The sequence below is a fragment of the Hymenobacter coalescens genome, from assembly GCF_054783195.1.
In genome coordinates this window covers 134549-155420 of record NZ_BAAGRA010000002.1, presented here as the reverse complement: position 1 = coordinate 155420, position 20872 = coordinate 134549, and the positions used below count along the sequence as shown (strand labels likewise).

The following is a 20872-nucleotide window of genomic DNA, read 5'->3' as shown; positions in this document are numbered from 1 at the left end:
TTTCACCCATGAAACTGTTGTTGTTGCTCCGCGCCCTCTTTACGCGCCGCGGGCTGCAGGCCGCCCAGCCGCTGCTGCCCCTGAGTGCCCAGGCCGCCCGCCACCACGCCCGGGCTCAGCGGCGCTACCTGATTCGCACGCGGCTGCAGCGGCTGTCGCTGCCGGCCCTGCTGTCGGGACGTTTGCCGTTGCTGCTGGTGCCCCTGCTGGCCGGTCTGCTGAGCAGCTGCACGGTCGTGCGACAGGGCGAAGTAGGCGTCCGGCGCCGCCTGGGTCAGATCGACCGCGAAGTTATCCTCGCCGGGCCTAAGGTTTTTAACCCCTTTACCAGCACTATCATCAAGGTGCCTACCACTACCCAAAACCTGGAAATCCGCTCCAATCTGCCTTCTAAGGAAGGCCTCACGGTGGGCTCGGAAATTTCAATTCTCTACCGGGTGCAGGGCACGGAACTGCCCAACGTGCTGGAAAACGTGGGTATGCAGTACGCCGATGTGCTGATCCTGCCCGTGTTCCGCTCCGCCGCCGCCGACGTGGGGGCCCGCTATTACGCCAAGGACATGCACAGCGCCGAGCGCGCGGCCATTGAGCGGGCCATCCGCGACCAGATGGCCGAGGTACTGGCCAAGCGAGGGTTCGTGATTGAGAACGTGCTGCTGAAAAGTATCGCGCTGCCGGCTGGCCTGGCCAAGGCCATTGAGGATAAGCTGGAGGCCGAACAGGATGCGCAGCGCATGGAGTTTCTGAAGCAGCGCGAAACCAAGGACGCCGAACGCCGCGTCATCGAAGCCGAAGGCCAGCAGCGCATTGCCATCGTGCGGGCCGAGGGCGAGCGGCAGGCGGCTGTGCTGCGTGCTCAGGGACAAGCCGATGCCATGCGCATCGAAGCCGAAGCCGTGCGCACCACCAACCGCCTCATCAGCCAGGGCCTAACCAAGGAAGTGCTGCGCTACAAGGGCATCGAGGCGTTCCGGGAGCTGTCGAAGTCGCAGAACACCAAAACCATTATTTCAGGCGACGCGCCCATTCTCAACACGCTGGCCCAGTAAGCACGTCCGGCCGGGGGCGCAGCACCCAGGCCGACGGCGGCTCCGCCGGGGCCGGCCCCAGATCCGGGCCCGGCCGGAGCACCGCCATCCTCCGGCCCGCGGTACCCCCGGTACAGCGCGGTCCTGCCGGGCCGAAGCCCAGCCGGCTTTCCCCAATAGATACAAGCCTCTTGATGACCACTCCCTTGTAACTGCATGCGCCATGAACTTGCTTTTTGTGCTCGCGGCCTGCCTGCTGGCCGCTCCTGCCGCCCACGACCCTGTGCTCGGGCGGGTCCGGCAGCTTAAGTTCCGGGCCCCGAGCGGCTGGACGGAGCACTACCGCGTGGTGCCCGACACCGTGCGCCTGACCACCTACAGCCACCCGCAACACGCGGCTCGGCTGGTGGTGGGCTACTGGCTGCACCGCCCAGCGCCCGCCCCGGCCCGTGCCGTGCACCGGCTGTTGTACCACACCGACCTGCGGCCCGCTGGCCCGGCGAAGTTCAGCGCCGTGGGCACTGCTGTCACCACTGCGACGGGCTACGGTCACTACCGCGGCCGGCCCGTGCAGTACGAAGCCCGGGTGTACGAGCCGGGCACCGCGGCGGCTGTGGTGCACCTGTATTGGGCCACCACGCCGTGGGCACCGGCTGAGTCGCCGCTGCGTCTGCTGCTGCCCGAGTGGGCGCCCCAGCCTATGCCGGTGGTGCCGTAGGTTCCTGGTGTCGGCCGCTCCCGTCGGCTGCAGCGCCGCTGCAGACGCGGCGACTCAGCCAAAAGTCACTCCTCGTCCCAGCACCACCCGGGCGACTACCACCACCACCACCAGCGCCAGCGCCAGCCCCCAGGCGACGCGGGTTTTTTGAGGCACCGGCACGGTGAATTCAAACAGCTCATTGGCGCTGGCCAGCGCCAGCGGCCCCAGCGCCAGCAGCAGGGTGACGAAGTGCAGCCATTCGTTGGCCGTCAGCTCGGGGTACTTGGCCGCGGCCAGCAGCCCGGAGCCCAGCAGCCAGGGGACCAGCAGTGTGGTGAGCAGCAGGCGCGGGCGCTGCCGGTAGCGCATGAGCGTGCGTGAGTCGTGGCTTTGCAGAAACAGCGGCGCCGCCAGGTAGCCCAGCACCGCCAGCAGCAGCCCGAACAGGGCGGCCACGGCCACGTTGGGCGCGTTGCCGGCCAGAAACAGCCAACTCGGCACAAACCAAAAGCCCGACTGCGTAAACGTATCGGCCACCAGGGCGCCAAAGAAGAGGTTCAGGCCGTGCAGCACCAGCCACATCAGGTACTGCTTCAGCAGCCCGCGCTGAAACCGGGCCCGCTGCCAGAACCACAGCCAGGCGCCCACGGCCAGCAGCAGGCACAGCACCGGTCCGGCGCTGTACACGGCCACCACCGCCGAGCGCCACCAGGCCGTATCGGCCATGCGAAACTGCACCCGGCCCAGCCGCCAGACGCCCGGAATACCAAACTGCACGGCCGTAGCCACGGTGGCCAGGCGGTAAGCCGTGTCGGCCGTCAGGTAAGCCAGCAGGTAGAGGATGGTGGCGTTGGCGCCGGCAATAAGGGCCTTGTGCCGAGCATCGGTGGCGGCCGCGGCGGGTGGGGTATCGGTAATGGACATGGCGGGGGAACTAGCGCTAAAGTAAGCGGGTTGGCCGGTTACCGCCAAGGGGTATATCGGGCCTGCGGATAGTTTTTGCGGCCCCAATCCGCTACCTTCGTGGCTGCATACAGCCTTAATTCAGCCGAGTGAAGAACATTCGCAACTTCTGCATCATCGCCCACATCGACCACGGCAAAAGCACGCTGGCCGACCGCCTGCTGGAATTTACCAGCACGGTATCGAAGCGCGAGATGCAGGCCCAATTGCTCGACAACATGGATTTGGAGCGGGAGCGGGGCATCACCATCAAGAGCCACGCCATCCAGATGCAGTTTCCCTACAAGGGGGAAATGTACACGCTCAACCTCATTGATACCCCCGGTCACGTCGACTTCAGCTACGAAGTGTCGCGCTCCATCGCCGCCTGCGAAGGCGCGCTGCTGATCGTGGACGCCTCGCAGGGCATCGAAGCCCAGACCATCAGCAACCTGTACCTGGCCATCGGGGCCGATCTGGAAATCATCCCGGTGCTCAACAAGATTGACCTGCCCCACGCCATGCCCGAGGAAGTCTCGGACGAAATCGTGGATTTGATCGGCTGCAAGCACGAGGACATCATCCACGCCTCGGGCAAGGCCGGCATCGGCATCGAAAACATCCTGAACGCCATCGTGGAGCGCGTGCCCGCGCCCACCGGCGACCCGGAGGCCCCGCTGCAGGCGCTGATCTTCGACTCGGTGTTCAATTCCTACCGCGGCATCGAAGTGCTGTTCCGCATCAAGAACGGCACCATGCGCAAAGGCGACAAGCTGCGCTTCATGGCCACGGGCAAGGAATACGGCGCCGACGAAATCGGGGTGCTCAAGCTCAACCAGGAGGCCCGTGACGTGGTTTCGGCCGGCGACGTTGGCTACCTGATTTCGGGCATCAAAGAAGCCCGCGAAGTAAAGGTCGGCGACACCATTACCCACGTGGCGCGTCCCACCAAGGAGGCCATCGTGGGCTTCGAGGACGTGAAACCGATGGTATTTGCGGGCATCTACCCGGTGGATACCACCGAGTACGAAGAGCTGCGCTCCTCCATGGAGAAGCTGCAGCTCAACGACGCCTCCCTGGTGTGGGAGCCCGAAACCTCGGCGGCTCTGGGCTTCGGCTTCCGCTGCGGCTTCCTGGGCATGCTGCACATGGAAATCGTGCAGGAGCGCCTGGAGCGCGAGTTCAACATGACCGTGATTACCACCGTGCCCTCGGTGCAGTTCAAGGTCATTTCGAACCGCGACGAGCTGAAAATGGTGTCGGCCCCGAGCGAAATGCCCGAGCCGAACCTGATCAAGCACATCGAGGAGCCCTACATCAAGGCGCAGATCATCACGGCCTCGGAGTTCGTCGGGCCGATCATTACCCTGTGCATGGAGAAGCGCGGCATCATCAAGGGCCAAAGCTACCTGACGTCCGAGCGGGTGGAACTGGCGTTTGAGTTGCCGCTGTCGGAAATCGTGTTCGACTTCTTCGACAAGCTCAAGACCATTTCGCGCGGCTACGCGTCGCTGGACTACGAGCTGATTGGCTTCCGCCAGTCCGACATGGTGAAGCTGGACGTGATGCTCAACGGCGAGAAGGTGGACGCCCTCTCCGCTATCGTGCACCGTTCCAAGAGCTACGACTGGGGCAAGCGCCTCTGCGAAAAGCTCAAGGAGCTGCTGCCGCGCCAGATGTTCGAAATTGCCATTCAGGCCGCCATCGGCCAGAAAATCGTGGCCCGCGAAACCGTGAAGGCCCTGCGTAAAAACGTAATTGCCAAGTGCTACGGCGGCGATATTTCGCGTAAGCGCAAGCTGCTCGAAAAGCAAAAAGAAGGCAAAAAGCGGATGCGCCAGGTGGGCTCCGTCGAAATTCCCCAGGAAGCTTTCCTCGCCGTTTTGAAAATTGATTAACCCTGAAAAACGCGCCGCCTCAGCGGCGCGTTTTTTTTGTGGCTTGCTTTCCTTTCACTTCATGCAATTCTTGCAAAAGCGCTGTGTGATTAACGCCAACATCATGAACAACACGCTGCTGACCAAGAACTGCACGAGTGAGGCCCAACTCGAAAAAATCCGCCGCGGGCAGGAGTTACGCTTCCGCTGGCGCGACGATTGGCCCGTTATGGAGCAGGCCATCCTAAAGGCCGGCCGTGAGGCCATTGCCCGCAACGCGGAAGCTAGTATTGCCGCCAACCCGCAGTAACCCCCGGACTGCTAACGTTCCTGACGTTTCCATGACACCGCAGCCACTTCTGAACGTCAAAGCCCTGCCCCAGCCGGCCCGGGCGCAGCCGTGACGAGGGTGGCTGGTGGGCTGAGGGCGCCGCTGCGAACCATTTCGAACCCGGTGCAAAGGAGGAAGCCGACTTCCCAGCCGGGAGGGCACCCCCCGACGACGCAGCGGCGCATCCAGCGCCAGCGGCTTGTAGCTGAAACACCAACTTCTCAACATACCATGACCACTGCTCCCGACGCCACGACCTACCGCCTCATCGACGGCAAGCAGACCGCCGAGAACATCAAGCAGGAAATTGCTGCCGAAGTAGCCAAGCTCAAAGCCCAGGGCCAGAAAGTGCCGCACCTAGCGGCCGTGCTGGTCGGCCACGACGGCGGCTCCGAGACCTACGTGCGCAACAAGGTGCTGGCCTGCGAGGCGGCGGGCTTCGGCTCCACGCTCATCCGCTTCGAGGACGACATCACGGAGGCCGAGCTGCTCCGGCAGGTAGAGGATTTGAACAACGACCCGGAAATCGACGGCTTCATCGTGCAGCTGCCGTTGCCCAAGCACATCGACCCGAACAAGGTCATCGAAGCCATCAAGCCGGAGAAAGACGTGGACGGCTTTCACCCCATGAACATCGGCCGCATGGTAGCCGGGCTGCCCGCGCTGCTGCCCGCCACGCCCTCGGGCATCGTGGAGTTGCTGCGCCGCTACGAACTGGTGACCGACGGCAAGCACTGCGTGGTAATCGGCCGTTCCAATATCGTAGGAACGCCGGTTAGCATTCTGTTGGCTAAGAACTTGGAGCCCGGCAACTGCACCGTTACTTTATGCCATTCGCGTACCCAGGATCTGCCCAGCATCACCCGCACGGCCGATATTCTGGTGGCGGCGCTGGGCCGGCCCGGCTTCGTGACGGCCGACATGGTGAAGCCCGGGGCGGTGGTTATCGACGTGGGCACCACCCGCGTGGAAGATGTCACCAAGAAGTCGGGGTGGGCGCTGAAGGGCGACGTGGACTTTGCCAGCGTGGCGCCTCTGTGCTCGTACATCACGCCGGTGCCGGGCGGGGTGGGCCCGATGACCATTGCCATGTTGCTGCAGAACACACTGCGGGCCGCCAAGGGCGAGGTGTACCCGCGCTAAAAAAGGCCGGAAAAGCTTCCCCAGAATTGGGAATGCCGCCGGGGTATGCTATTTTTAAGGTCGGGCCGTTAGGTGGTGAGGGAAACCCCGGATACGGGACCTTCGTTTGCCGAGCGGCCCGCGCTTTGTTTGTGCCCTACGCCTCCGTTTTGCTTTACCCGCTGCCTACCCTGTCGTCTGCCAGTTTGCCCACTGCCCCCGCCGCGCTGCCGGTGATGGAACAGTTTTACACCATCCAGGGCGAAGGCGCCAATGCCGGCCGGGCCGCGTATTTCATCCGCCTCGGTGGCTGTGACGTGGGCTGCCACTGGTGCGACGTGAAAGAGTCCTGGGACGCCGACGCGCACCCGCGTCAGGAAATCGCCGACCTGGTCGGGCAGGCCAGCGCCCACCCGGGCCGCCACGTGGTCATTACCGGGGGCGAGCCGCTCATGCACGACCTGGGCCCGCTCACGCAGGCCCTGCACGCAGCCGGTATGCAAACCTGGATGGAAACCTCCGGCGCGCACCCGCTCAGCGGCGAGTGGGACTGGATCTGCGTTTCGCCCAAGAAATTCAAGGCCCCGCTGCCTGAGGTGCTGGCCCACGCCCACGAGCTGAAAGTGGTGGTCTTCCACAAGAGCGACTTTGCCTGGGCGGAAGAACACGCCGCCCTGGTGGGCCCCGACTGCCGGCTGTTCCTGCAGCCCGAATGGGGCAAAGCCGCCGTGGTCACGCCGCTCATCATCGATTACGTCAAGCAGCACCCGCGCTGGCAGGTGTCCCTGCAGACGCATAAGTACCTCGACATCCCCTAGCCGCCCCTTTATGCGCCGCGTGTTGCTGCCCTTGTTGGTCGTAGCTGCCGGCTGCCTGCTGCCCCTGCAGCCGGCCGCCGCACAAGCGAAGGTCCCGATTACGAATACCAAGGCCAAAAACCTCTGGGAGAAAGCGCAGCAGCAGGAGAAAGACCGGGAGTTTGGTAAAGCCATTGAAACGCTCAACCAACTCAACCAGAAATTTCCTTCCCTGGGGGAGCCTTTTCTGCTGAAGGGCAAGCTACACAAGGCCATGGGCGAGATGCGCCCGGCTTACGAAGCCTACCGGCAAGGCGTTGAGAAGATGCCCTTTGACCCCGGTCGGATGAACGATTACTTCACCCTGGGGGAGTTGGCCATGAGCTTCGGCGACTACCAGCCGGCGCTGGAGGCTTTTCGCAAATTCCTGAAAGTGGCCCCCAAGGGGCAACGCTACATTCCGCGGGCCCAGCAGCAGGTACAGAACTGTGAATTTGCCCTGAAGTCCATCCAGAGCCCGGTGGGCAAGGCGCCGGAGCGACTCGGGGCGCCGCTCAACACCTTTCGCTTCCAGTACTTCCCGGCCGTCACGGCCGACAACCGCTTTTTGGTGTACACAGCCCGCAAGACGGGCGAATCCGACGAGGACATCGTGGTGAGCCGCATGGAGAAGGACGGTTCTTTTGGCGAGCCGGCGCTGATTTCCTCGGCCATCAACTCGCAGTTCAACGAAGGCGCCGGCACCATCTCCGGCGACGGCAAGACGCTGGTCTTTGCCTCCTGCGACCGGCCCGGGGCCGTCGGCAACTGCGACCTGTACATCTCGCGGCGCACCGGCAACTCTTGGAGCAAGCCGCGCAACCTGGGCCGCAACGTCAACTCCGTGGCCTGGGACTCGCAGCCCACGCTCTCAGCCGACGGCCGTACGCTCTACTTCACCTCGGACCGCCGCGGCGGGCAGGGGCTGGAAGACATTTACGTGACCACTCTGCAGGAAGACGGCGTCTGGTCCTTAGCCCGTAACCTGGGGGCGCCGGTCAATACAGCGGGCAAGGACATGGCCCCGTTCATCCACGCCAGCGGCACCACGCTGTACTACGTCTCGGATGGCATGATTGGCATGGGCGGACTCGACGTGTACCGCAGCACCCAGACTGCGGGCAAGTGGTCGGTGTCGGAAAACCTAGGCTACCCGCTCAATACCTTCGAGAACGAAGCCTCGTTGTTTATTTCCTCCGACAACCGCCGGGGGTTCTGCTCGCGCACCCGTCCGGCCGAGGCCGCCGTGGCGGAGCGGGACCGGCCCGTGGAGTTGTTCAGCTTCGAGGTGCCGGCCCAGATCCGCTCGCGGGAGCAAAGCACCTACGCCCAGGGCCGCGTGTACGATGCGGTGACCAAGAAACCCATTCAAGCCGATGTGCAGCTGTACGACCTGAAAACCGACGAGCTGGTGCAGGCCGTGATGAGCGACCCGGAAAGCGGCGACTACACCGTGGTGCTCAACGAAGGGCACCAGTACGGCATGTACGCGGTGGCGGATAAGTACCTGATGAAGAGCCTAAATTTCGACTATTCGGACAAGCGCAGCTTCGACCCGCTTACGCTTGATATCTACCTGGAGCCCGTGCGCGCCGGCCGCGCCATTGTGCTCAACAACCTCTTCTTCGACACCAAGGAATACGCCCTGAAACCCAATTCCCGCACGGAACTGAACCGGCTGATCAAGTTCATGAGCCAGTATCCGGACGTGCAGGTGGAAATTTCGGGCCACACCGACGACGTCGGCACCGACGACGACAACATGGTGCTGTCGAAGAACCGCGCCAAATCGGTGTACAGCTACCTGGTGGAACACGGTGTGAAAGCCGAGCGCCTGCGCTTCCGGGGCTACGGCGAATCGAAGCCGCTGGTCAGCAATGATTCGGACGAGCACCGGCAGCAGAACCGCCGCATCGAGTTCCGGATCCTATAGCCGCTCTTTCAGGGCCAGAAATGCCTGTCCGGCGGGCTGTCAGCGTGAGCTTGGCAGCCCGCCGGGCTTTTTTTTGTGCTATATCAGTGCTTGGTTGATAGTTAATTATTGGTTTGATAATCAGTGTTTAGTGTGTCTTTAATGAAAGCTTGTAAATAGAATAGTTACAAAATTTCTTTTTGGAGTTTCATTTTCCTTTCCTCACATTTGGTTCGAACCCCAAGCAGTTCCCAGCGCCTTTTCCGGGCTTTGGATACGGGGCTCCGCTCTTTGTCACCACTAAACCCTTTCCATTCATTGTCCAACCTCCACACTCCCGTCCCATGAAAATGCTCCTCCTTCTGGCTGGCCTCGCCATCGGATTCCACAGCGTCGCCCACGCGGCCACGGACCCCGATAGTGACAGCCCCGCCGGCCTGAACAACCGGGCAACCGCGCTGACCCGCGCCATGACCGGCAAGATGCAGCTCGACGAAGGCCAATACCTGCGCCTGAAGCAGCTGAATCTGCGCATGCTCAGCACCATGGAAGACCTCAAAGTGCGCTTCGCCGCCGACCCTGAAATCCGGGACATCCGCATGGCCGAAGCGCAGGTGAGCTACCACACCGAGCTGGCCATGATGCTGCGCCCCACGCAACTGCTCGCTTACAAGCAAAGCCAAGCCAGCATGACGGCCCTGGGCCTGCCCGGCGCCCGTTAGTCCCCAGTCGACGTCCCTGCCGAGCTCACACGGCAGGGACGTCGCGCTTGCGGCGGGCAGGTCCCGTCGAGCTTTGTACCACTCTAATCTACATTCCACCGCCATGAACAAACTATTCTACCTGTCGGCCGCCCTGCTGCTAACGCTGGCCCAGCCGGCCGCGGCCGGCCAGGAGCCAGACCTGAACGAGCGCGCCACCAAGCTCACCCAGCAGCTCGCCCATAAAGTGCCCCTCAACGAAGCCCAGTTCGTGAAGGTGCGCCGGCTCAACCTGCACCTGCTGGCCGCCACGCAGGATCTGAAATCCCGCTTGGCCAACGACCCGGCGGCGCTGGATCAGCAACTGGCCGAGCTGCAGGAGCACTACGAATGGGACATGGCCGCCATCCTGTGGCCCCGCCAGATGGCCGCATACCAACGCTCCCGCGCCAGCATGACGGCCATGGACGCCTCAACCCCGCGCTAAACGCCTTACCCGCCGCTCACAATACGCAAAAAAGCCAGCCCCATCGGGCTGGCTTTTTTTGTTGGTCGTTGCCAGAGGCAAACTAGGCCCGCTCGTTGATCGGCACGTAGTTGCGCTCTTTTTCGCCGATATAGATCTGACGCGGGCGGCCGATGGGCTCCTTGTTCTCGCGCATCTCTTTCCACTGGGCAATCCAGCCGGGGAGGCGGCCCAGGGCGAACATCACCGTAAACATCTCCGTGGGGATGCCCAGGGCTTTGTAGATGATGCCCGAGTAGAAGTCCACGTTCGGGTAGAGCTTTCGCTGAACGAAGTACTCGTCGGTGAGGGCGGCTTGCTCCAGCTCCTTCGCGATTTTCAGCAGCGGGCTGTCCTGCAGGCCTAGGGCGGTCAGCACCTCGTCGGCGGCCTTCTTGATGATGGTAGCGCGCGGGTCGAAGTTTTTGTACACGCGGTGGCCGAAGCCCATCAGGCGGAAGGAGTCGTTCTTGTCCTTGGCCTTGGCGATGAACTTGCTGGTGTCGCCGCCGTCGCGCTCAATGGCTTCGAGCATTTCCACCACTTCCTGGTTGGCGCCGCCGTGCAGGGGGCCCCAGAGGGCGTTGATACCGGCCGAAACCGAGCCGTACAGCGAAGCGTTGGCCGAGCCCACCAGGCGCACCGTCGACGTCGAGCAATTCTGCTCGTGGTCGGCGTGCAGGATGAGCAGCTTGTTTAGGGCACTGACGACCACCGGATTCAGCTCATACTTCTCCGTAGGGAAGCTGAACATCATGTGCAGGAAGTTCGAGCAGTAATCCATGTCATTCCGCGGGTAGTTCAGCGGATGACCCATCTGGTTTTTGTAGGTCCAGGCGGCGATGGTGGGCAGCTTGGCCATCAGACGGATGACGTTCAGGTCGATTTCCTCCTTGCTCAGGTCCGGCGACACGCTCTCGGGGTAGAAAGCCGTCAGGGCGCAGATCAGCGAGGAGAGGATGGCCATCGGGTGGGCCGCCGACGGGAAGCCGTCGAAAATCTTGCGCACGTCCTCGTGCACGAGGGTGTGCTTGGTAATCTGGGCGCTGAAGTCCTTCAATTGGGCTTCGGTGGGCAGCGCGCCGTAGATCAGCAGGTAAGCCACTTCCAGGAAGCTGGACTTTTCGGCCAACTGCTCGATCGGGTAACCGCGGTAGCGCAGGATGCCTTCCTCGCCGTCGAGGAAGGTGATGGCGCTTTTGGTGGCGCCGGTGTTCTTGTAACCAGAATCCAGCGTAACGTAGCCGGTCTGGTCGCGGAGTTTGTTGATGTCGAGAGCTTTTTCGTTCTCCGTACCCTCGAACACCGGCATCGTGTACGATTTGCCGTCGAGGATAATTTCAGCGGTTTCTGCCATTACAAACTAATTAGTGGACAGGAGAGAGGGTGGCGTGCGGGGGCGAAGTACGCAATTAGTGCCTTGCCCTGCAACCCGGCGGCGAGATTGCGCCGGACCGGGTGTAGTACAAATACAACTGGGCAGTTGTTCAGGGCTGAGTGCCAACTCCAAACCACCGCCGGGAAGTGCCGGAATTAAAAAAATTAAGCCCGCTCGCCGGCTGCAAGCAGCCAGATATTTGCCGGCCAAGCGTTGCTATTGATAATGATAGCAATACTTTTATTAATGGTAGTTTGGCTTTATGTTTGGGACGGAAACCTTTAACCCCATCCAACAATGAAGTACTGGAAACACCTCCTGCTATTGGTGGTGCTGCTGGGCGCCCTGGCGCCCGGGGCACAGGCACAGAACCCCGACGCCGTGCTCGGCGTGTGGAAAAACGGCGAGGGCACCGGCATGGTGCAGGTGTACAAGCGCGGCGACAAATACTTTGGGCGGGTGGTATGGCTGAAGGTGCCCAACAACCCGGATGGTACCCCGCGCACGGACGTAAACAACCCCGAGGAGAAGCTGCGCAGCCGCCCCCTGAAAGGAATGGAAAACCTGCGCAACTTCGTGTATAAGGGCGACAACGTGTGGGACGACGGCCAAGTGTACGACCCCAAAACTGGCAACGACTACAGCTGCGAGATGAAGCTGGTGGACGCCAACACCCTGGAGGTGCGCGGCTACATTGGGGTGTCGCTCTTCGGGCGCACCGATGTCTGGAAGCGCCAGGTAAAGAAAAGCTAACCCCGCCAACCCATGCGCTCCTCTGTATTCCTGGGGTTGGTGGCCGCCAGCCTGAGCGCCGGCACCGTCCGCGCCCAAGTAGCCCCGCCCGCTGCCCCCGACTCGCTGGACTTCGGCGACTTCGGCGATGCCGACAAGCCCGCCCAAGCCTACGCCACCCAAAAAGTGCTTTACCTAAGCCCCACCAAGCTGATTTCGGTGGGGTACGAGGCACAAACCGGCTTCGACCTGACGGCCACCGGGCGTCACCAGGCCGCTGGCCCTGCCGACGCCGCCCTTGCCCGCAACGTGAACCGCTACGGGGGGCTGCGCCTGGGCGTCAACGCACCCGTCATTTCGCGCTCCAACTTCATTCTGAACCTGGGCCTTACGTACTGGAACACCGACGTGCGCCTCGACGGAGCTGAGGCCTCGACGTACTTCCAGGCCCTGCGCCGTGGCCTGCGCAGCACCGGCGCCAGCGCCACAATGTTCAAGCCCTTCAACGAGCAGCGCTTCCTGCTCGTGCAGGCCAACACCGACCTGAACGGCAACTACCGTCGCCTCGACGAGCTCAGCGGCAAGGGGCTCACGTACAGCGGAACGGCGATTTACGGCTGGAAGCGCAACGACAACTACATGTGGGGCCTGGGCGTGACGCGCACGTACCGCGCCGGGCAGCTGTTGCACATTCCGGTGCTGCTCTACAACCGCACGTTCAACCCGCGCTGGGGCGTGGAAGCCGTGTTTCCGGCCCGCGTCAACTTACGCCGCAGCTTCGGTACCACCTCGTTGCTGCTGCTGGGTTATGAGCTGGAGGGCAATACCTACTACCTCGGCCCGCTAAATGGCCAGGACCTTTACCTGCGCCGCGGCGAAATGAAGCCGCGCATCACCTACGAGCGGCAGCTCGCGGGCTTTGTGTGGCTGTCGGCGCAGGTGGGCTACCGCTACAACTGGCGCTTCAACACCTTTGCCGAGCAAAATCCGCAGGGCGACAACAAACCCGTGTTCGATCATTCACTGGATAATCCCCTGTACTTCAACCTCAGCGTCAACCTCGTCAGCCCCTGAGCCGAGCGGTGCCGTGCGGACGTTGCCCGTTCGTGCCCGCCAGCCGGTCTGTTTTGCGCGTTGGAGTGATGGTTTAACGCCAAAGTGGGCTGGCCGGGGCACGGGCGGGCGACGTTCGCCCGGTCCGTTTATTTGCCGATGCAGAAGCGGGTGAAGATGCTGCCCAGCAGGTCGTCAGAGCTGATGTCACCGGTGATTTCGCCCAGGGCCGTGAGGGCGCGGCGCAGGTCAGCGGCCACCAGCTCGGTGCCCAGGCCGTGTTGCAGGCCGTGCTGCACGGCTGCCAGCGCTTCGGCAGCCACTTCCAGGCTGCGGGCGTGGCGCAGGTTGGTGACGATGGTCGCGGCGCCGGCATCCAGGCCTTCCCGCCGCACGGTGGCCAGCAGGTGTTGCTTGAGTTCGTCGAGGCCGGCGAGGCGCACGGCGGACAGCAACAGCAGCTGCGGGTGCGCCGCCTGCAGGGCCGCCACGGCCGCCGCCGGGGCTTCGTCCAGCTTGTTGCCGAGCAGCAGGAGCGCCGCGCCGGGCGGCAGCGGCAGCGCGGCCACGTCGGCCGCTACCTCGGCGGGCGTGGCGGTGGTCAGATCGAAGAGGTAGAGCACCACGGCGGCCTGCTGCACCCGCTGCCGGGTGCGCTCTACGCCAATGGCTTCCACTTCGTCGGTGGTTTCGCGCAGGCCGGCCGTGTCCACGAAGCGGAACTTGATGCCCTCCAGGCTGACCTCGTCCTCGATAAAGTCGCGGGTGGTGCCGGGAATGGCCGATACGATGGCGCGCTCCTCGTTGAGCAAGGCGTTGAGCAGGGTGCTCTTGCCCGCGTTGGGCCGGCCGGCAATGACGGTGGTGACGCCGTTTTTGATGACGTTGCCCAGTTCGAAGGAGCGCAGCAGGCGCCGCACCAGCGTCTGCACCTCGGTGAGCACCCGCACCAGGCCGGTGCGGTCGGCAAACTCCACGTCTTCCTCGCCGAAGTCGAGCTCCAGCTCCAGCAAGGCCGCAAAATCGATCAGGCGCTGACGCAGGTCGGCCAGCTCGCGCGAGAAGCCGCCGCGCATCTGGTTCAGGGCCACGCGGTGCTGCAGGGCCGAATCGGCGGCAATCAAGTCGGCCACGGCCTCGGCCTGGGCCAGGTCGAGGGCGCCGTGCAGAAAAGCGCGCTTGGTGAACTCGCCCGGCTCGGCCAGGCGGGCGCCGCGCCGCACCAGCAGGGCCAGCAGCTCGCGCACGATGTAGTCGGAGCCGTGGGTGCTGATTTCCACCACGTCCTCGCGGGTATAGGAGTGCGGCCCGCGAAACAGGCTCACCACCACCTCGTCAAGAATCCGGTCATCCTCCCGGATGGTGCCGTAGTGCAGGGTGTGGCCGGGCTGCTCCGTCAGGTTCCGGCCGCGGAAAACGCCCGCGGTCAGGTCGATGGCCGCCGGGCCCGAGAGGCGCACCACGGCAATGGCGCCCGCCCCGGGCGGTGTGGACAGGGCGACGATGGTATCGGAAAGGGCGAGCGGAAGCAAGGGGAACGGGTGAAATGGTGAAGTGGAGAGGTGGCGAGTTGATGTTCGGGAGGCCCAAGCCGCGCAGGTCGCGCAGCTAAAATGGCACTCACCAATTCACCACCTCACCAGTGCACCGCTTACGAAGTGACGAACAGGTTGCGGCTGACCTCGGCGGATATCTGGGTTTTTGGCGAGCCATTAATGCTGATTTCCAGAGAACTGTCAAAGGCTATCTTATCCAGCACTTCAATGTTGCAGCCGAGCACCAGCCCGACCTTGTTCAGGTACTGCAGAAAGGGCTGGGAGGTGTTTTTGACGGCCACCAGCAGCCCCCGTTGCCCCGGCGGCACCTCGGCCAGCAGGCGGTGCTGCGGGCGCAGGATGGCCCCGTCCTCGCGCGGAATCGGGTCGCCGTGCGGATCGACTTCCGGAAAGCCCAGAAACTCGTCGAGGCGGCGCACCAGCACCGGGGAGCTGATGTGCTCCATTTCCTCGGCCACGTCGTGCACCTCGTCCCAGGCAAAGCCCAGCTTCTGCACCAGGAAAACTTCCCAAAGACGGTGCTTGCGAATGGTGAGCAAAGCCAGCCGCCGGCCTTCGCTGGTGAGCAGCACGCCGCGGTAGCGCTGGTAGCTCAGCAGTCCTTTCTCCCCAAGGCGGCGCATCATGTCGGTCACGGAGGCGGGCCGGGTCTGCAGCACCTCGGCAATGCGGTTGGTGCTGACTTCGGCGCCGGGCTCGGCTTCCGAAAGCTTGTAAATGGCCTTCAGGTAATTTTCCTCAGTATGACTCGGCAACGCGGTGGCGGGTGGAAGTGAACGACGGCAGGCGGAACAGGGGCAGCTGCACCTGGGAGCAAAGGTCCGAAAAAAAGCGAGGCAGGCGAAAACCGCCTGCCTCGTATTACTGCGCCTGGGGCCGGTTAGAAGCGGTGGTTACCACTTGATGAGGGCCGAAGCCCAGGTGAAGCCCGAGCCGAACGCGGCCAGGCACACCAGGTCGCCGGGCTTCACGCGGCCTTCCTGCACGGCCTCGCTCAGGGCCAGCGGCACCGAAGCCGCCGTGGTGTTGCCGTACTTCTGGATGTTGCTGAACACCTTGTCGGCACTCAGGCCCATTTTCTGGCCCACGTACTGCGTGATGCGCAGGTTGGCTTGGTGCGGAATGAGCATATCAATGTCCGAGGACTGGTAGCCGTTGGCCTGCAGCGCCTCGTTGATGACCTCCGGGAAGCGCGTGACGGCGTGCTTGAACACCTGCTGCCCGTTCATGTAGGGGTACATGGCCTCCGGCTCGTCGAGCACGACCTGCACCCGGTTTTCGCGGTTGGAGCCCGGCTCGCGGGTAATCAGCTCTTCGGCGTGCTCGCCCTGCGCGTGCAGGTGGGTGCTCAGGATGCCGTGGCCCTCGCGGGTGCTGCGGCGCAGCACGGCCGCGCCGGCACCGTCGCCGAAAATCACCGAAACGCCGCGGCCGCGGGTGCTCTTGTCGAGGCCCGAGGAGTGAATTTCGGAGCCTACCACCAGGGCCGTTTCGTACATGCCGGTTTTGATAAACTGGTCGGCCAGCGAGAGGGCGTAGATAAAGCCCGAGCACTGGTTGCGCACGTCGAAGGCCGGAATGGGCGCCTTAATGCCCAGCTCGCGCTGGAGCAGCACGCCGGAGCCGGGGAAGAGGTAGTCGGGCGAGAGCGTGGCGAAGACGATGAGCTGTACGTCGTCGGGCTGCAGGCCCGCCTGCTCCAGGGCCATGCGGGCCGCGCGGGCGCCCATGTTGGCGGTGGTGTCCTCGCCCTCGTTGAACCAACGGCGCTGCTGAATGCCGGTGCGTTCCTGAATCCACGCGTCGGTGGTTTCCATGAGTTGTTCGAGGTCGGCGTTGGTAACCACGCGCGAGGGCACGTAGTGGCCCATACCGGCAATTTCGGCGGAATACAGTTGGGACATGATGATGGGGGTGAGGAAAAAAAGCGGAGCGGTAAAAGCGGGGAAAAAGGCGCCAAAGATAACAATAGCACCGCGCCTACAACGCACGCCCGGTACGGGCAGTTTCCGCGGCGGGCGCGAGCAGGGCTGCCCGTACCGCCGCCAGCAGGCGCGGTGCCTCCGAGTCCCAGCGGGCTTCGGCCACCGGCCCGGCCGGATAGCAGCGCCGGCCGCTGAGCTGCCGGGCTAGTTGGGGCGCATTGAGCTGGCCGGCCGCCGCAAAGTCCACGACCAAGCCCGCTTGGTGCCGCTCGACTTCGGCGGCCCAGAGCGGGTTGGGGGGAATGAGCACCGGCAGGCCGCTGGCGAGGTATTCGTAGAGCTTGGTGGGCAGGCAGCGCCAGGAGCTGGGATGCTCCTGGTACGGCAGCAGGCCCAGGTGGTGGCGCCCGATTTCGGCCACGATGGCCGCGTGCGGCACCGGCTGCGCCCCGCCGATCAGCCGTAGCCACTCGGGGTGCCGGGCCACCAGGTCCTGCAGCTGCCGCAGTTCCGTGGGCTGCTGGCAGTAGCCGATGATGGTCAGCTGCAGCTGCGGCCAGGCCGTGCGCAGCTGCCGGGCTAGTTCAATGGCTTCGAACAAGCCGTTGAGGGCCGAAATGGTGCCCGAATACAGCAGCCGCAACGGCTCGGGCGGGGTCGGCAGGCGCACGGGCGTCGGCGGGGCCACGGCGTCGGCGGGCGGCACGTACTTGTTTTCGAGCACCACGGTGCGGCCGGCCGGCAGCCAGGGCAGCTCCTGGGCGTAGCTGCGCTCGGCCAGCAGTACCGCGGCGGCCCGTCGGGCGGCCCGCCGCTCCACCCAGCGCACCGCGGCGGCCAACAGGCGGCGCAGCCCGCCGCGGTATACCTGCTGGGTCTGGATGTTCAGGGCGTAGTTTTCGCGTACGTCGTAGCAAAAGGGGCGAGCGGGGCCTAGCAGGTGCCAGAGCAGCGTGAGCGGCAGCAGCTCCGGGGCGTGCACCACCACCAGCGCCGGCCGCAGCTGCCGCAGCAGCCGCCAGTAGCGCCACTGTGCCGTCAGCCGCGCCAGCCCAAGGCGGTGGCCGCTGAAAATCGGGTGTTGGGTCGGCAGGTCGGCGGGGAAGGATGCCACCGCCGTGGCGCGGCCTGCTACGGCCACCCGGTAACCTGCCGCGGCCAGCGTGCGGCCAAACTTCTCGTACATGCGCGTGTCGTCCACGGGCTTCAGCACGGAAGCCAGCAGCAGGAGCGGCGCAGCGGGGCGGGAGTGGGGCAGCACAAGGTCAAACCTACTACTTTCGCGCCTCCGCAGCCAAGGGGCGGCGGCTTCATCTGTTTTTCGACCCCGACTATGACCGACATCCAACCCCTCATCGAAGCGGCCTGGACCGACCGCTCGCGCCTGCAGGACGCGGCTACCCAGGAAGCCATCCGCAGCGTTATCGACCACCTCGACCGCGGCCTCGTGCGCGTGGCCGAGCCCAGCCCCAGCGAAGACGGCAGCTGGCAGGTCAACGACTGGATCAAGAAAGCCGTCATCCTCTACTTCCCGCTGCAGCAGATGCAGACGCACGAGGTGGGCATTTTTGAGTTTCACGACAAAATGAAGCTCAAGACCAACTACGCCCAGCAGCAGGTGCGCGTGGTGCCCCCGGCCGTGGCCCGCTACGGCGCTTACCTCGCGCCCGGCGTCATCATGATGCCCTCGTACGTGAACATCGGCGCCTACGTGGGCGAGGGCACCATGGTCGATACCTGGGCTACGGTGGGCTCGTGCGCGCAGGTGGGTGCCCATGTGCACCTTTCGGGCGGCGTGGGCCTGGGCGGCGTGCTCGAGCCGGTGCAGGCGGCCCCGGTTATCGTCGAAGACGGGGCCTTCATCGGCTCGCGCTGCATCCTGGTCGAAGGCTGCCACATCGGCAAGGAAGCCGTCATCGGCGCGGGCGTGACCATCACCGGCAGCACCCGCATCATCGACGTGAGCACGCCCGAGGGCAAGGAGTACCGCGGCTACGTGCCGCCCCGCTCGGTGGTGATTCCCGGCTCCTTGCCCAAGCAGTTTCCGGCCGGCGAGTTCCACGTGCCCTGCGCCCTCATCATCGGCCAGCGCAAGCCCAGCACCGACCTGAAAACCTCGCTCAACGACGCCCTGCGGGAGCACAACGTGGCCGTGTAAACGGCGCGGGGGCCGCCTTCTAACAGCAAGGGTCTGCCACCTATCCTGACTGCTCCGAGAGCCCGCATTAGGCGGGCTCTTTTTTTGCCCTGGTGCCCGCCAGCCGGCTTGGCTGCCGACCGGCACTTCCGCTATATTAGGCAGGCTTATTATTCGGGCGGAGCTGCGTCCCAGGCCCGTTGGGCGCCTGCGTAGTAGCCCGGGCGGGCAGCGTCCACCTATGTTTCCCCTTTTTGCTAACCCCATCGATATGGCTGACGACGTGCCGCCGCTTCCCCGGCAGAATCTGTTTCCCTTCGACCCGGATACGCTCGATAAGTCCGTCATAACCTTGCCGCTGCTGGTCAAAATCGCGGCCGACGCGAATGCGCAGCGCTGGTTTGGGCTGCTGCGGGAGTTTGCCGAGCGGCGGGCGTTGCCCTGGCGCCGGCTGCTGGCCGACTTATCCGACGCCTGGCACGAATACGGCCTGGTGGACCGCAGCGGCCGGTACAGCGCGTGGGTGCTGCGGCTGTGGGCCGATCTGCAGGAAGCCGGGCTGGCGCCGCCCGCCACGGCCCAGGCCGAATGGTTCGACTGGCTGCAGGGGCTGCTGAAATCACCCCGGCCGGCGTACGAGCCCGAGCTGTTCGCGGTCATCATCGACCTGAACCTGCAGTACCCCGCGGGCCGCGAAGCGGCCAAGCACTGGGTGTGGGAAGAGCTAAACGCCTTGATCAAGGACCACCCGCAGAGCGCCGAGCACCGCGCGCAGGGCCTGCGCGCCGTGGCCGACCCCAAGAACCGGTATGTGCAGCAGTACCTTTTCGCGCAGCTTGAGGGGCCGGTGATCCGCCGGCTGGTGGAGCGCGACCTGCAGCACGCCCAGGAGTTGGCCGCTGCGGCCGAAGCAGCCGAACAGACTGAGCGGGCACGGCGCGGCGAAAAACCCACCGAGCGGCGTGTGCCGGTCAAGCGCGCCCTGTACCGCATCTGGCCTGATTTTCCCGTCAACGGGCTCGTCAACAAGTCGATTTCCACCGTCAAGGCCGATGCCGCCCAGGTGTCCTACGCGGCCACCGGCGCGGGGCTGGTCTGGGCGGTGCTCGATTCCGGCATCGACGAGCAGCACCCGCATTTCCGGCAGCACGAAAACCTCGTGCTGGAGCCGCCCCTGCAGCACGTCGACTTCAGCGGCTCGGCCGGCAGCGGCGGTCCGCTGACCGACGAGTTCGGGCACGGCACGCACGTGGCGGGCATCATCGCGGGCGAGCTGCGCGGCGACGCGGCGGCGCCCATCCGGGCCTACTCCCGGCAGCGCGACGGGCTCGGCGACCTGGATTTCGCGCCGGTGGACATTGCGCGCATCAGCGGCATTGCGCCGAAGTGCAAGCTGCTCAGCCTGAAAGTCATGGACGAAAAGGGGCGGGGCTCGGCCAGCAACCTGATTGCTGCCATTGCCCTAATCCAGGAGCTGAACGGGCATGGCCGCAACCTGATCGTGCAGGGCGTCAACATGAGCGTGGGCTATACTTTTGAACCCGAGTGGTTTGCCTGCGGGCAGAGCCCCCTGTGCGTGGAAGTAAACCGGCTGGTGCGCTCGGGCGTGGTGGTGGTGGTAGCCGCCGGCAACACCGGCTACGGCCTCACCCAAAGCAAGTTCAACGGTCCCGTGCCGGCGGGCATGTCGCTGACCATCAACGACCCGGGCAACGCCGACCTGGCCATTACCGTCGGCTCCACGCACCGCGACATGCCCCACGTGTACGGCGTGTCCTACTTCTCCTCCAAGGGCCCCACCGGCGACGGCCGGCAAAAACCCGATCTGGTGGCGCCCGGCGAGAAAATCATTTCCTGCGCGGCCGGCCTCAAGCTGCAGGAGATGGTCAACAAGCAGAAACCCTGCGAGTACCTCGAGCAAAGCGGCACGAGCATGGCCGCGCCGCACGTGTCGGGGGCCATTGCCGCCTTTTTATCAATCCGCCGCGAGTTCATCGGCTACCCCGAAAAAGTTAAGGAGCTGTTTATTTCTTCGGCCACCGACCTGAAGCGCGAGCGGTATTTCCAGGGCGCCGGGCTGGTGGATCTGATGCGGGCCATCCAATCGATTTAAGCAGTCAGGTGCTATTGCCTTTTC

Annotated in this window: 19 protein-coding genes; 13 read left to right on the top strand and 6 right to left on the bottom strand. The window is 64.2% G+C overall.

The window, feature by feature from the left end:
- Window positions 1-8 precede the first annotated feature (8 nt).
- On the top strand, window positions 9-1049 hold the full coding sequence (locus ACYVKQ_RS01825) for a prohibitin family protein (protein ID WP_460575001.1): 1041 nt from the start codon (window positions 9-11) through the stop codon (window positions 1047-1049).
- A gap of 202 nt (window positions 1050-1251) precedes the next feature.
- Window positions 1252-1746 (top strand): hypothetical protein, encoded by a 495-nt coding sequence (locus tag ACYVKQ_RS01820; RefSeq protein WP_460574999.1) that lies wholly within the window; start codon window positions 1252-1254, stop codon window positions 1744-1746.
- Window positions 1747-1800: 54 nt separating this feature from the next.
- Here the strand turns inward: ACYVKQ_RS01820 and ACYVKQ_RS01815 are convergent, their stop codons facing one another.
- Complete coding sequence (locus ACYVKQ_RS01815; protein ID WP_460574997.1) at window positions 1801-2652, bottom strand: hypothetical protein; 852 nt, start codon at window positions 2650-2652, stop codon at window positions 1801-1803.
- Between the two features lie 128 nt (window positions 2653-2780).
- On the opposite strand from ACYVKQ_RS01815, the gene lepA reads away from it, so the two are divergent.
- The 7 genes from lepA (at window position 2781) to ACYVKQ_RS01780 (ending at window position 9936) form a co-directional block, all read left to right on the top strand.
- A complete protein-coding gene (lepA, locus tag ACYVKQ_RS01810) occupies window positions 2781-4568 on the top strand; it encodes an elongation factor 4 (protein ID WP_460574995.1) in 1788 nt (595 codons plus the stop codon).
- Between the two features lie 61 nt (window positions 4569-4629).
- Entirely contained in the window at window positions 4630-4857 is a 228-nt protein-coding gene (locus ACYVKQ_RS01805) for a hypothetical protein (protein ID WP_460574993.1), read from the top strand.
- Between the two features lie 252 nt (window positions 4858-5109).
- Window positions 5110-6021 (top strand): bifunctional 5,10-methylenetetrahydrofolate dehydrogenase/5,10-methenyltetrahydrofolate cyclohydrolase, encoded by a 912-nt coding sequence (locus ACYVKQ_RS01800; RefSeq protein ID WP_460574991.1) that lies wholly within the window; start codon window positions 5110-5112, stop codon window positions 6019-6021.
- A gap of 215 nt (window positions 6022-6236) precedes the next feature.
- Entirely contained in the window at window positions 6237-6818 is a 582-nt protein-coding gene (locus ACYVKQ_RS01795) for a 7-carboxy-7-deazaguanine synthase QueE (RefSeq protein ID WP_460575180.1), read from the top strand.
- Window positions 6819-6828: 10 nt separating this feature from the next.
- Window positions 6829-8769 carry an OmpA family protein gene (locus ACYVKQ_RS01790; protein ID WP_460574989.1) on the top strand — a complete coding sequence of 647 codons (1941 nt, stop codon included), beginning with the start codon at window positions 6829-6831 and terminating at the stop codon, window positions 8767-8769.
- Window positions 8770-9092: 323 nt separating this feature from the next.
- Window positions 9093-9470, top strand: coding sequence for a hypothetical protein (locus ACYVKQ_RS01785; RefSeq protein WP_460574987.1), 378 nt, complete (start codon window positions 9093-9095; stop codon window positions 9468-9470).
- Between the two features lie 103 nt (window positions 9471-9573).
- A complete protein-coding gene (locus tag ACYVKQ_RS01780) occupies window positions 9574-9936 on the top strand; it encodes a hypothetical protein (protein WP_460574985.1) in 363 nt (120 codons plus the stop codon).
- Window positions 9937-10018: 82 nt separating this feature from the next.
- Here the strand turns inward: ACYVKQ_RS01780 and ACYVKQ_RS01775 are convergent, their stop codons facing one another.
- Entirely contained in the window at window positions 10019-11311 is a 1293-nt protein-coding gene (locus tag ACYVKQ_RS01775; RefSeq protein ID WP_460574983.1) for a type II citrate synthase, read from the bottom strand.
- A 318-nt stretch (window positions 11312-11629) separates the two neighbouring features.
- Between ACYVKQ_RS01775 and ACYVKQ_RS01770 the strand changes: the two genes are divergently transcribed.
- Window positions 11630-12085, top strand: a complete 456-nt coding sequence (locus tag ACYVKQ_RS01770; protein WP_460574981.1) for a DUF2147 domain-containing protein — start codon at window positions 11630-11632, stop codon at window positions 12083-12085.
- A gap of 12 nt (window positions 12086-12097) precedes the next feature.
- Window positions 12098-13138 carry a DUF6268 family outer membrane beta-barrel protein gene (locus ACYVKQ_RS01765; RefSeq protein ID WP_460574979.1) on the top strand — a complete coding sequence of 347 codons (1041 nt, stop codon included), beginning with the start codon at window positions 12098-12100 and terminating at the stop codon, window positions 13136-13138.
- A gap of 128 nt (window positions 13139-13266) precedes the next feature.
- Here ACYVKQ_RS01765 and mnmE read toward each other — a convergent pair whose 3' ends face one another.
- From mnmE to ACYVKQ_RS01745, 4 genes are all read right to left on the bottom strand, one after another.
- Window positions 13267-14649: a tRNA modification GTPase gene (gene mnmE, locus ACYVKQ_RS01760; protein WP_460574977.1), complete on the bottom strand. Its 1383-nt coding sequence runs from the start codon at window positions 14647-14649 to the stop codon at window positions 13267-13269.
- A gap of 119 nt (window positions 14650-14768) precedes the next feature.
- The gene (locus ACYVKQ_RS01755; protein ID WP_460574975.1) at window positions 14769-15428 is read right to left on the bottom strand and encodes a metal-dependent transcriptional regulator; all 660 of its coding nucleotides are present in this window, start codon (window positions 15426-15428) and stop codon (window positions 14769-14771) included.
- A 138-nt stretch (window positions 15429-15566) separates the two neighbouring features.
- Entirely contained in the window at window positions 15567-16577 is a 1011-nt protein-coding gene (locus ACYVKQ_RS01750) for a 3-oxoacyl-ACP synthase III family protein (RefSeq protein ID WP_460574973.1), read from the bottom strand.
- Window positions 16578-16653: 76 nt separating this feature from the next.
- Window positions 16654-17859 carry a glycosyltransferase family 4 protein gene (locus ACYVKQ_RS01745; RefSeq protein ID WP_460574971.1) on the bottom strand — a complete coding sequence of 402 codons (1206 nt, stop codon included), beginning with the start codon at window positions 17857-17859 and terminating at the stop codon, window positions 16654-16656.
- 72 nt (window positions 17860-17931) lie between these two features.
- On the opposite strand from ACYVKQ_RS01745, the gene ACYVKQ_RS01740 reads away from it, so the two are divergent.
- Both ACYVKQ_RS01740 and ACYVKQ_RS01735 read left to right on the top strand, forming a co-directional pair.
- Window positions 17932-18756 carry a 2,3,4,5-tetrahydropyridine-2,6-dicarboxylate N-succinyltransferase gene (locus ACYVKQ_RS01740; protein ID WP_460574969.1) on the top strand — a complete coding sequence of 275 codons (825 nt, stop codon included), beginning with the start codon at window positions 17932-17934 and terminating at the stop codon, window positions 18754-18756.
- A 250-nt stretch (window positions 18757-19006) separates the two neighbouring features.
- Entirely contained in the window at window positions 19007-20848 is a 1842-nt protein-coding gene (locus ACYVKQ_RS01735) for a S8 family peptidase (protein WP_460574967.1), read from the top strand.
- The last annotated feature ends 24 nt before the right edge of the window (window positions 20849-20872 follow it).

Coding starts and splice junctions, on each gene's coding strand:
- ACYVKQ_RS01765 (WP_460574979.1), top strand. CDS start 12,098: ATGCGCTCCTCTGTATTCCTGGGGTTGGTGGCCGCCAGCCTGAGCGCC.
- ACYVKQ_RS01820 (WP_460574999.1), top strand. CDS start 1,252: ATGAACTTGCTTTTTGTGCTCGCGGCCTGCCTGCTGGCCGCTCCTGCC.
- ACYVKQ_RS01825 (WP_460575001.1), top strand. CDS start 9: ATGAAACTGTTGTTGTTGCTCCGCGCCCTCTTTACGCGCCGCGGGCTG.
- ACYVKQ_RS01735 (WP_460574967.1), top strand. CDS start 19,007: ATGGCTGACGACGTGCCGCCGCTTCCCCGGCAGAATCTGTTTCCCTTC.
- ACYVKQ_RS01740 (WP_460574969.1), top strand. CDS start 17,932: ATGACCGACATCCAACCCCTCATCGAAGCGGCCTGGACCGACCGCTCG.
- ACYVKQ_RS01795 (WP_460575180.1), top strand. CDS start 6,237: ATGGAACAGTTTTACACCATCCAGGGCGAAGGCGCCAATGCCGGCCGG.
- ACYVKQ_RS01780 (WP_460574985.1), top strand. CDS start 9,574: ATGAACAAACTATTCTACCTGTCGGCCGCCCTGCTGCTAACGCTGGCC.
- ACYVKQ_RS01790 (WP_460574989.1), top strand. CDS start 6,829: ATGCGCCGCGTGTTGCTGCCCTTGTTGGTCGTAGCTGCCGGCTGCCTG.
- ACYVKQ_RS01800 (WP_460574991.1), top strand. CDS start 5,110: ATGACCACTGCTCCCGACGCCACGACCTACCGCCTCATCGACGGCAAG.
- ACYVKQ_RS01750 (WP_460574973.1), bottom strand. CDS start 16,577: ATGTCCCAACTGTATTCCGCCGAAATTGCCGGTATGGGCCACTACGTG.
- ACYVKQ_RS01775 (WP_460574983.1), bottom strand. CDS start 11,311: ATGGCAGAAACCGCTGAAATTATCCTCGACGGCAAATCGTACACGATG.
- ACYVKQ_RS01815 (WP_460574997.1), bottom strand. CDS start 2,652: ATGTCCATTACCGATACCCCACCCGCCGCGGCCGCCACCGATGCTCGG.
- ACYVKQ_RS01805 (WP_460574993.1), top strand. CDS start 4,630: ATGCAATTCTTGCAAAAGCGCTGTGTGATTAACGCCAACATCATGAAC.
- ACYVKQ_RS01770 (WP_460574981.1), top strand. CDS start 11,630: ATGAAGTACTGGAAACACCTCCTGCTATTGGTGGTGCTGCTGGGCGCC.
- ACYVKQ_RS01785 (WP_460574987.1), top strand. CDS start 9,093: ATGAAAATGCTCCTCCTTCTGGCTGGCCTCGCCATCGGATTCCACAGC.